The sequence below is a fragment of the Streptomyces sp. NTD91 genome (assembly GCF_059510455.1).
The window spans coordinates 91818-101808 of record NZ_JCAJZW010000030.1 but is presented as its reverse complement, the minus strand read 5'-3'; the positions used below and the strand labels follow the sequence as shown (position 1 = coordinate 101808).

The window sequence follows — 9991 nt, the reverse complement described above, 5'->3', positions numbered from 1 at the left end:
TCCCGGGCTCGCAGTACGTCCCCGACGTCCCCTACGCGAAGTACGCCGACATGCTGGGCCTGAAGGGCATTTTCTGCGACAAGCCGAAGAAGGTCGGCAAGGCGTGGGACGAGGCGCTCGCCTCCGAGCGGCCGGTCGTCCTGGAGTTCAAGGTGGACCAGGAGATCGCGCCGATCCCGCCGCACATCATGCTGGCGCAGGGCAAGAAGGCCGCCAAGGCCGCCGTACGGGACCCGGAGCGGGCCGGCATCGCGGCCAAGGGCATGCGGCAGAAGCTCACCGAAGTGGCCGAGCACCTTCCCGGACGGCACTCATGACCACGGCGACGAACCTGGACGCGTGCACGATCGACGCCGTCGACGTGCACGCCTTCGAGGTGCCCACCGACGGACCCGATGGAAACGAGCAGGACGGCACCCTGGAGTGGGACTCCACCACCATGGTCCTGGTCCAGGTCCACGCCGGCGGCCGCACCGGCTTCGGATACACCTACGGAGACGTGTCGGCAGCCTCGTTCGTCGAGTCCAAACTCGCGAGCACCGTGAAGGGCCTGCCGATCACCTCGCCGCCCGCCCTCACACACCTGATGGGGCGCCAGATCCGCAACGCCGGCCGGCCCGGCGTCGGCGCCATGGCCGTCTCCGCGGTGGACGTGGCGCTGTGGGACCTCAAGGCGCGGCTGCTCGAACTGCCGCTGATCCACCTGCTCCCCGCCTGGCACGACCATGTCCCGGTCTACGGCAGCGGCGGATTCACGAACTACCCGCTCGAGCGCCTCACCGACCAGCTCGCCGGATGGGTGGAGCAGGGCATTCCGCGCGTCAAGCTCAAGACCTCCCGGGATCCCGAACGGGACCCGCAGCGCCTTGCGGCCGTTCGCAAGGCGATCGGCGACGAGCCGGAGATCTTCACCGACGCCAACGGCGCCCTGGGCCGCAAGCAGGCGCTGTACTGGGCACGTCGGTTCCATGACGACTGGGACGTGCGGTGGTTCGAGGAGCCCGTCAGCTCCGCCGACCTCGAGGGCCTGCGCCTGCTGCGCGAGCGGGGTCCCGAGCGGCTGGAGATCACGGCGGGCGAGTACGCGTACACCACCCGGGACTTCGTCAATCTCGTCGAGGGCCCCGCCGTGGACTGCCTCCAGGCCGACGTCACCCGATGCGGAGGCATCACCGGCGTACTGGAGGTGGCCGGTCTGGCGTCGGCCCACCATCTGGACCTGTCCGCCCACTGCGCGCCGGCGGTCTCGGCCCATGCGTTCTGCGCCGTGCGCCGGCTGCGGCACCTGGAGTACTTCCACGACCATGTGCGGCTCGAGCGGCTGCTGTTCGACGGCACGCTGTCGCCCGACGGTGGCGCTCTGCGCCCCGACACCGGCCGGCCGGGCCTCGGCCTGGAGGTCAAGTGGGCAGACGTCGAGCGATACCGCGTGTACGGACCACGGACCGCCTGACCAGGCCCGCGAAGGAGAGTTGAGACCGATGGCGAAGCCGAACCGCCGGACACGCGAGATCCCGGCCAAGACCCACCCGCAGATCCCCGGAGCACCACGGGCCCGCGAGACGCTCGACGTCGGCGGGCTGGAGCGGGCGCTGCGCAGGGCCGTCCGGGGTGAGGTGCGCTTCGACCGCGCCTCGTTGGCGCTGTACGCCCAGGACGCGTCCAATTTCCGCCAGGTGCCCATCGGCGTCGTCGTCCCGCGCACCCTCGACGACGTCGTCGCCGTGCACAGGGTCTGTCACGAGTTCGGTGCCCCCATCCTCAACCGGGGCGGTGGGACGAGTCTGTCCGGTGAGACCGTGAACGAGGCGGTGGTGATCGACCACTCCAAGTACCTCACCCGGATCGGGAAGATGGACGCCGGCCGCCGTCTGGTCACCTGCGAACCGGGCGTGATCAACGAAGAACTGAACCGCCACACGGGCGAGTACGACCTTGTCTTCGGTCCCGACCCCTCCACCCACTCCCGGTGCCTGATCGGCGGCAACATCGGCAACAACTCCTGCGGCATCCACTCGGTGCAGTCGCAGCTGTACGGGCCGGGCCCGCGCACCAGCGACAACGTGCACGCTCTGGAGATCGTCACCTACGACGGCGCCCGCTTCTGGGTCGGCGTCGACGAGGAGAAGAACCTCGACGCGATCATCGCCGAGGGCGGCCGCAAGGGCGAGATCTACGCCGCCCTGCGGGACCTGCGCGACAAGTACGCCGATGCCATCAGGGCCGGCTTCCGGCCGGCCGAGCAGGTGCCGCGCCGGGTCTCCGGCTACAACCTGGACGAACTCCTGCCCGAACGCGGCTTCAACGTCGCACGCGCCCTGGTCGGCACCGAGAGCACCTGCGCCACCGCTCTGCAGGCGGTTCTCATGCTCACCCCCGCCCTGTTGCAACGCACGACCGTCGTCGTGGAGTACCAGGACCTCGCCGACGCCGCGGAGCACTGCGCGGAGATCGTCGAGCGCTTCAGGCCCATCGGTCTGGAGGCGCTGGACGACGAACTCATCCGCGACCAGCAGCTGCAGCACATGAACGTGGAGGACATCCAGGAGCTGCCGCATCCGGGCGGCGGGGCCTGGCTCGTCGTCCAGTTCGGCGCGGACACGGCCGAGGAGTCCGTCGCCACGGCGCACGCCTTCGCGGACTGGCTCACCGGCGTCAAGGGATACGACCGGGACCGGATCCGGATCGCCAAGAGCAAGCAGGAGCGCGGCACCAGCGAACACCTCTGGGCGATCCGGGAGAGCGGCCTCGGCTCGACCGCCTTCCCGCCCGACGGCAAGGACCACTGGCCCGGCTGGGAGGACTCCGCGGTACCCCCGGACCGGATCGGCGAGTACGTCCGCGGCCTGCGCAAGGTGATGGAACGGCACGGCATCAGCGGTGCCATGTACGGCCATTTCGGCCAGGGCTGCATCCACTGCCGCCTCAGCTTCGACCTGCGCACCGCCGACGGGATCGCCACCTACCGGGCGTTCATGGAGGACGCCGCCGACCTGTGCGTGTCCATGGGCGGCTCGGTCTCCGGGGAACACGGCGACGGACAGCAGCGCGCCGAACTGCTGGAGAAGCAGTTCGGACCCGAACTCCTCCAGGCCATGCGGGAGTTCAAGGCCATCTGGGACCCGCAGTGGAAGATGAACCCGGGCAAAGTGGTCGATGCCTACCGTCTGGACGAGAACCTCAAACTCGGCACCGACTACAACCCGCCGCGCCACCCGCTGAAGTTCGCCTACGAACAGGACGGCGGCGACTTCGCCCACGCCACCCTGCGCTGCGTCGGCATCGGCAAGTGCCGTGTCCCGCAGGCCGAAACGACCATGTGCCCCAGCTACCAGGTCACCCGCGAGGAGAAGCACACCACCCGCGGCCGTGCCCGCCTGCTCTACGAGATGCTCAGGGGGGACGTGATCACCGACGGCTGGCAGTCCAAGGAGGTGTACGACGCCCTCGACCTGTGCCTGGCCTGCAAGGGCTGTACCAACGACTGCCCGGTCAACGTCGACATGCCCACCTACAAGGCCGAGTTCCTCTACCACCATTTCAAGTCACCGAAGCGTCGGCGCCCCCGCTACGCCTACGCCTTCGGCTTCATCGACCAGGCGGCCAGGATCGCCTCCCGCATTCCCGAGGTCGCCAATCTCGTCACCCACACACCCGGACTCGCGCGCGTCGCCAAGCTCGTGGCGGGCATCGACCGGCGCCGCCCGCTGCCCCGCTTCGCACCCATGAGCCTTCAGGAGTGGTTCGCCCGCCGCGGCGGCACCGCCAACCCCAACGGCCGCCCGGTCGTGCTGTTCCCGGACACCTTCAACAACCACTTCCACACCGACGTGGGGGTGGCCTGCGTGGAGGCGATCGAGGCCGCGGGCTGGCAGGTGATCATGCCGGAGCAGCACATCTGCTGCGGCCGGCCGCTGTACGACTACGGCTTCCTGGACGCCGCCGAACGCTATCTCCACCGCGTCCTCGGCATCCTGCGCCCGCACCTGCGGGCCGACACACCCATCGTCGGCATGGAACCCAGCTGCCTGGCCGTCTTCAAGGACGAACTACCCAAACTGCTCCCGCACGACGACGACGCCGCACGGCTGACCAGGAACGCCTACCACTTCCCCGAGTTCTTCCGGACCTTCGACATCGACCCGCCCCGGCTCGACGGCACGGCCCTGTTGTGGGGCCACTGCCACCACCGCGCCACCGGCGGCATGAGCCCCGAGCAGGAGCTGCTGGAGAAGATGGGCCTTGAGGTGCAGAACCTCCAGGGCGGCTGCTGCGGTCTCGCCGGCTCCTGGGGATTCGAGTCCGGCAAGTACGAGATCTCCATGGACTGCGGCGAACAGGCCCTCCTGCCCGCTGTGCGCGATGCCGCCCAGGACTGTCTGGTGGTGGCGGACGGCTTCTCCTGCAAGACCCAGATCGAGGACGCCGGCACCGGACGGCGGGCCCTGCACGTCGCCGAGGTGATGAAGCTTGCCCGCGACAAGGGCAGGCAGGCGGTGACCCGATTCCCGGAGCGGAGCGCCGCGTCCCTGCCCAAGCCTCCTCTGCGCAAGCGGATCCTCACGGCCGCCGCCGCGACCGCCTTCGGGGCAGCGGCGACCGCGGCGGTTGCCCGCAGCGTACGGCGATGAGGCGAGCGTACGGCGATGAGGCGGGAGAGGTACGACGGCCACCGCACAGGGGGCAGGGAGGCCCGGCCCGGACACACCTCGCGGGACCGTGCCCGAGCCTCGCCGCCACCTCCGTTGCCCTGGCCCGGGACGACGTGACCGACCACGGCCGGAGCGCGCGCCCGGGAGTACCAGGGCAACGGCTCCTCCCGGCCTGTCAGGTCAACGGTGCCTGGTCTTCAGCAACATGACCACCAGGGCCACAACCAGGATCCCGAACATGATGGCGAACCACGGGAAGAGTTCTTCCACTCCGGCCGCTGTGCAAAGATTCCCTCCGCCTACGATGTTCACTGGGATCGCCTTCCTCCGGAACGCCGTTCTGCCGCTCCGACCAGCGGAAACAGCAGGTTCCGTGCTCCGAGTACCCCCGACCGGCGCCCCGTCACGGAGACGAACTGTGTTTCGCCCTTCCCCGGCGGGGGTGTCCCTCAGGGTGCCTGGCCTGCCAAGCAGCCGAGCCTCCAGGAGCTGGTCGGGAAGCCCAGGTGCGGTGGCGGCGTGCCGCGGCCGGGCAGCAGCCGGACGAGCCGCAGGACACCCCCTCGGACGGGCGGGCCGAGAAGGCCGGCGGCGCCGACAGGGCGCCGATCCCACGGACGGGTGGTCGACCGGTCAGTGGGCCGTCCAGCCGCCGTCCAGGGGGATCGAGCTGCCGGTGATGTAACTGCTGTGCCCGGTGCACAGCCACAGGGCCGCGTCCGCGACCTCGGCCGGCTCGATCAGACGCTTGATCGCGGTGCGTTCCAGGAACACCTGGTCCATCACGTCCGCCACCGGGATGCCGTGGGCGAGCGCCTGGTTGGCGATCTGCTCCTCCACCAACGGTGTGCGGACGTAGCCGGGGTTGATGCAGTTGCTGGTCACACCATGCGCGGCGCCCTCCAGGGCGACCACCTTGCTCAGCCCCTCCAGTGCGTGCTTCGCCGCGACGTACGCAGATTTGTAGGCGCTGGCCCTCAGGCCGTGCACCGAGGAGATGTTGACGACCCTGCCCCACCCTTGCGCGTACATGTGAGGCAGCGTGCGGCGCAGGATCCGGAACGGTGCCTCGACCATGACCCGCTGGATCAGTGTGAAACGTTCCGGAGGAAACTCGTGCACGGGTGCGACGTGCTGCAGGCCGGCGTTGTTGACCACGATGTCGGCGTCGTCCGGCAACGCGTCCACGGCGTCGACCTCGGAGAGGTCGGCCACGACGGCGATGCCGCCGATCGCCTCGGCCACCTCCTTGGCGCCCTCGGCGGCCCGGTCGACCACGTAGACCTCGGCACCGGCCGCGGCGAAGCCCTCGGCGCAGGCCCGGCCTATCCCACTGGCCGCACCGGTGACCAGGGCTTTGCGCCCGTTGAGGAATCGGGTCCGGGCCAGGTCGGACGCGGTGGCGTGACCGGGCCCGGGATGCTGGGGCGAGCCCTCGGGGGAGCTCTTGGTGCTGTCCATGGCCGAACACGGTAGGTAGGAACCACCGGCGTGAGACACGTGGGTCGCCTACACATTTCGTGAACACCAAATGGGTCTCATCACCATGTCCGGAGAGTCGGCAGCCGCTCCCGTGAGCCTCTGCCTGCCGGAAGCGCCCGACAGGCGGGTGCGCCGGCCCGGGCGCCCGACCCATGTCACAGCGGCACCGACGACACCATGGTTGCGCGAGCCACGTCGGCCGCCGCATTCCTGGCTGCCTCTCACATGTCGCCGACGAGCGGGACGGTCGTACCGTCCGCTTCCAGCAAGCCGGCATGCCAACGGGCCGGGCGCGGCTCCGCGTCGCGGCCGGCTGAAGGGACCGGCACGGGACAGGCCGGCGAGGCAGGACGGCCGGACGCCGCGCCGCGCCCCGCCTCTGCTGTCTCCCCACACACATCGGAGCCGCACCTATGCTTCACGCCACCTGGCGCAGATTCCTCCGGCGCACCGCACTGGCAGCCGCACTGGGCGCGTTCACCACGGGCCTGACCGCCGTCACCCCCCTCGCCCCGGCCGCCGCTGCCGCAGGAACCCTCCAGCAGGTCACCAACTTCGGCTCGAATCCGGGCAACCTGGCGATGTACGAATACGCGCCGACCAACCTCCCCGCCGACGCACCGCTGGTCGTGGCACTGCACGGGTGCACCCAGTCGGCGAGCGACTACCACACCCACTCCGGCTGGCAGAAATTCGCGGACCAGTGGGGCTTCGCCGTCGTCTATCCGCAGACCAGCTCATCCAACAACAGCCTGTCCTGCTTCAGTTGGTTCGACGCGACCAAGGACACCCGGGGCAAGGGCGAGGCGGCCTCCATCGTGCAGATGGTGGACACCGCCGTGTCGCAGTACGGCTCGGACCGCAGCCGTATCTTCGTCACCGGGCTGTCCGCCGGTGGCGGCATGACCGCGGACCTCCTCGCCGACTACCCGGACGTGTTCGCCGGCGGCTCCGTCGACTCCGGTCTCCCCGCGCAGTGCGCCACCACCCAGGCCGCCGCCTCCGGTTGCCAGTACAGCAACCAGAACCTCACACCGACGCAGTGGGGTGACAAGGTCCGCAACTCCGATCCCGGGTACGCGGGCCCGTGGCCGCGGGTCGCGATCTGGCAGGGCGCCTCAGACACGACCGTGGCCCCGGTCAACGGCACCGAACTGCGCGATCAGTGGACCGACGTCTGGGGCATCGGCCAGACGGCCTCAAGCACCCAGAGCCTGACCGGCGGTACCACCGAGAGCATCTACAACGACAGCACCGGCAAGCCCGCCGTCGCCCTGTTCTCGGTCTCGGGCATGGCGCACGGCCTTGCCGTGAATCCCGGTTCCGGCGCGAACCAGTGCGGCAGCACCGGCACCTACTATCTCAACTACATCTGCTCCAGCTACTACACCGCGAAGTTCTGGGGCCTCGACGGCAGCGGCAGCCAGGGCGGGACCGGTTCGCTGCCCGCCCCGTCCGGCCTCACGGTGACCGGCACCACCGACACCGGCGCCTCACTGTCCTGGAACTCCGTCAGCGGGGCCACCTCGTACAACGTCTACCGCGACGGAACGAAGGTCGGCTCCGCGACGGGTACCACGTACACCGACAGCGGCCTGTCCGCCGGAACCTCCTACAGTTACACCGTCGCCGCGGTCGACTCCTCCGGCACCGTCGGCGCGTCGTCCGCGTCGGTCACGGCGACGACGGCAGGCTCCGCGCCCCAGTGCTACACCGACAACAACTACAACCAGGTGCAGGCCGGACGCGCCCACCAGAGCGGCGGCTACACCTACGCCAACGGCTCCGACCAGAACATGGGCCTGTACAACGTCGCCGTCACCCACACGCTGAAGGAGACCTCCCCGGGATACTTCGTCATCGCCGACTCCGACTGCTGAACGGGCAGGGACACAGGGCCGCGCCGGAGCGACGAACCCGGCGCGGGCACGGCCGCGGCGCTGCGTGCCTCGGTCCGCGGTGGCCATCTCGATCCATCCGCGTCGAAGGAGCCGGGCGGGGTTCTCGCGTCCGCGACGCGATGGAGCCGGAGGCGTGCAACGTGGGTTCGCTGCGCCGGCCGGGCAGTTGGATTCGGCCGAGGGCTGTCGGCACACAGCACTGAGCGTCTACTTGATGCGACCGTCGCTCCCGCTGGTCCCCGGCTGCGGGATGGAGCCGGCCGCCTTCGCCGCCTTGAGGATGAGATCGGCGACGGCGTCGGGGCGGGCGATGCGGGAGACGTGACAGGAGTCGATCTCCACTGTGTGGGAGTGGGCCCGCTTGGCCTCGAAGCGCTCCTGCTCCGGCGTGATGGTCATGTCCTGGACGGTAGCGGGCCCCGACGCGCGGCGGACCCGGCTGCTCCGGGCCGGGCCGCGCTCCGGGGCCGAGACCGACGAGAAGATCGTCGCGGCGGCCCGGAGTGGTGCGGAGCGCCGGACGGGCCAGACGACCGCGGCCGCCTGCGGCGCGACGGCCAGGAGGCAACAGCCGGCCTGTCGGCTGCCGGGACTGTCGCGGGTCTGGCTCCCCGATGTCTCGGCGTGGTCGGATCCGCCGACTCGAAGACGCCGACGTGAGGGGACCGATCCTGTCGGCCGGCAGGGCCGACGACGGGCGCGCCTTCGGTGGTGGTCGGGCCGCCGGGCACGCTGGATTCGGCACGGCCAGGGCGCCGCGCGCCCCGAGCCTGAGTGCCTAGGGTGTGTTTCGAAAGTGGCGTCGTCCGCCCGGAGGGCGGGGTCCGCGGCGTCCGGTGCGGTGCATCGCAAGGCGGAGGGTCGTCCTCGTACCGGGCGTACGTGGACGATCCCGGCAACGCGGCGAGGTGCCGTGCCAGGCGTCGCGGACCAGACGGGACTTTCGAAACACGCCCTAGAGACGGGCGCGTGGCGGAGGATCCGTTCGAGCCGGCCGAGGGTACCCGTGGGAGCACTGCGCGGAGGCGGTCTTGGACTCCGTGGTGCAAGCTTCGAAGAGCGGGCGGCACCTCGCCGGTGGGCCTGCCCCGGGCGGGACGACCTGGGAGGGTGATCATGAGCGTGAGGGATACCGACTCCGGGAATGCGGAAACGGCGGAGCAGGGCGTTGCGGCGGCAGGCGCAGGTGTCACCGAGGGCGACGCGCCGTTGGCGGGATGTGCGGTGCTCGTGACGGGGGCCTCCAGCGGCATCGGTGCGGCCACTGCCTTGTCGCTGGCGGAGCAGGGCGCCGCCGTGGCAGTGGTCGCCCGCCGTACGGGGCGTCTGGAGGACCTGGCCGCGGTGATCCGTGAGCGCGGTGGCTCGTGCAGCGTTCTCACCGCTGACCTCGCCGACGCGGCACAGGCACGTCGGGCCGTCGAGGACGCCGTGGATCGCTTCGCGCGCTTGGACGTGCTCGTGAACAACGCCGGTCACGTGGCCATGGGCAGCATCGGGGAGGGAGACCCCGCAGAGTGGGAGCGGATGGTCGATCTCAACTTCAACGCCGTCCTGCACCTGTCGCAGGCGGCGTTGCCCCACCTGCTGCGCGCGGCGGCGGACGGCCCGCGTGGGGTTGCGGATCTTGTGAACGTCAGCTCGGTCGGGGGCCGGGTGGCGCGCCGGAACAACGGGGTCTATTCGGCGACCAAGCACGCGGTGGGCGCGTTCAGCGAGGCCCTGCGTCAGGAGGTGACCGGGAGGGGCATCCGGGTGGGGCTGATCGAACCGGGTTTGACGGCGACGGAGATGGCGACCGGCCCCGGGGCCGCCGCCGCCCGTGGCATGCCGCAGAACGCCTGGCTGGAAGCCGAAGACATCGCCCGTGCCATCACCTTCATGATCACTCAGCCCGCGCATGTCGCAGTCAACGAGATGATGGTCCGCCCCACGGCCCAGGAACACTGACCGTCG

Annotated in this window: 6 protein-coding genes and 1 pseudogene; 5 read left to right on the top strand and 2 right to left on the bottom strand. The window is 70.3% G+C overall.

Annotated features, from left to right (window positions below):
- The 3 genes and pseudogenes from AC5WRT_RS26925 to AC5WRT_RS26915 form a co-directional block, all read left to right on the top strand.
- Positions 1-317: pseudogene (locus AC5WRT_RS26925) on the top strand (thiamine pyrophosphate-requiring protein); the annotation flags it as partial.
- On the top strand, positions 314-1453 hold the full coding sequence (locus AC5WRT_RS26920) for an enolase C-terminal domain-like protein (protein ID WP_496093712.1): 1140 nt from the start codon (positions 314-316) through the stop codon (positions 1451-1453). The pseudogene AC5WRT_RS26925 and the gene AC5WRT_RS26920, both read left to right, overlap by 4 nt.
- 28 nt (positions 1454-1481) lie before the next feature.
- Positions 1482-4631 (top strand): FAD-binding and (Fe-S)-binding domain-containing protein, encoded by a 3150-nt coding sequence (locus AC5WRT_RS26915; protein ID WP_496093713.1) that lies wholly within the window; start codon positions 1482-1484, stop codon positions 4629-4631.
- A gap of 654 nt (positions 4632-5285) precedes the next feature.
- On the opposite strand, the gene AC5WRT_RS26910 is transcribed toward AC5WRT_RS26915, so the two are convergent.
- Positions 5286-6113, bottom strand: coding sequence for a 3-hydroxybutyrate dehydrogenase (locus AC5WRT_RS26910; protein ID WP_496093714.1), 828 nt, complete (start codon positions 6111-6113; stop codon positions 5286-5288).
- A 434-nt stretch (positions 6114-6547) separates the two neighbouring features.
- On the opposite strand from AC5WRT_RS26910, the gene AC5WRT_RS26905 reads away from it, so the two are divergent.
- The gene (locus AC5WRT_RS26905) at positions 6548-8014 is read left to right on the top strand and encodes an extracellular catalytic domain type 1 short-chain-length polyhydroxyalkanoate depolymerase (protein WP_496093715.1); all 1467 of its coding nucleotides are present in this window, start codon (positions 6548-6550) and stop codon (positions 8012-8014) included.
- 228 nt (positions 8015-8242) lie between these two features.
- Here AC5WRT_RS26905 and AC5WRT_RS26900 read toward each other — a convergent pair whose 3' ends face one another.
- Positions 8243-8434 carry a hypothetical protein gene (locus tag AC5WRT_RS26900; RefSeq protein ID WP_496093716.1) on the bottom strand — a complete coding sequence of 64 codons (192 nt, stop codon included), beginning with the start codon at positions 8432-8434 and terminating at the stop codon, positions 8243-8245.
- A gap of 717 nt (positions 8435-9151) precedes the next feature.
- Here AC5WRT_RS26900 and AC5WRT_RS26895 point away from each other — a divergent pair.
- Positions 9152-9985, top strand: coding sequence for an SDR family oxidoreductase (locus tag AC5WRT_RS26895; protein WP_496093787.1), 834 nt, complete (start codon positions 9152-9154; stop codon positions 9983-9985).
- The last annotated feature ends 6 nt before the right edge of the window (positions 9986-9991 follow it).